Source organism: Neisseria sp. P0021.S007 (genome assembly GCF_051956855.1).
On sequence record NZ_JBQCXA010000279.1, the window covers coordinates 1 to 858 of the forward strand.

The window sequence follows — 858 nt, forward strand, 5'->3', positions numbered from 1 at the left end:
TTTCCACGCCGTTGACGAAGGGGAGGCCGAGGGTATCGGCTTCGGCACGTGCTTCGGCAAGTCCGCCGGTATGGTCGTGGTCGGTCAGGGCGAGCAGGGTGCAACCGTTTTGAAGGGCGAGTCGGACGACTTCGGTTGGGGAAAGCATGCCGTCTGAAACGGTTGAATGGCAGTGTAAATCAATCATGGTTTTGCTTTGAATTTTCTCAAAAAAGGCCGTCTGAACGTTTCAGACGGCCTTGATTTGTTAGAACAGAGAGTCCAGTTGTTGTCTGTTATTGTTGCCGGTATTGCTTGGCAGAACTGGGGTTTCGTCTAATTCTTCACGGGCTGGCGCATTGCCGCTCTCGGTACGGCGGCGGTTTTCATTCGGAACGGCACGATGGGCAGGACGCGGAGCAACGCCGCTGTTGTCCAAGGCCAGGTCGGAGCTGGTGGTCATGCGTTCGCGCATATACACTTCGCCGCCGTTTGTAACCACGCCTTCAGGTGCTTTCATCGGTTTGACGCTGGTGCCTTTCAGGGCGAAGCGCATGTATTCTACCCAAACCGGTACGGCGATTGTACCACCGTAACCTGCACGACCCATGCTGCGCGGTTTGTCAAAGCCGATATAGACGGCAGTCACAACGCTAGGGTTGAAGCCGACAAACCATGCGTCTTTGTTGTCGTTGGTGGTACCGGTTTTACCGGCGATGTCGGCGCGGCCGAGTGCGGCTGCACCGCGTGCGGTACCGACACGGACAACGTCTTGCATGATTTTGTACATGATGTAGGCGTTGCGCGGGTCAATGGCCTGAGGTGCGTTCTCACCGGGCTACCAAAGGTTGCATTTGCGCTCTCAGACGGCCTTGGCTG

1 protein-coding gene and 1 pseudogene are annotated in these 858 nt (G+C 56.5%); both read right to left on the reverse strand.

Annotated elements, in window-relative coordinates; genetic code table 11:
- A partial coding sequence (locus ACTHUR_RS12810) for a PHP domain-containing protein (RefSeq protein WP_440398868.1) occupies positions 1-187 on the reverse strand: 187 nt, incomplete at its 3' end.
- 60 nt (positions 188-247) lie between these two features.
- Positions 248-858: pseudogene (locus ACTHUR_RS12815) on the reverse strand (penicillin-binding transpeptidase domain-containing protein); the annotation flags it as partial.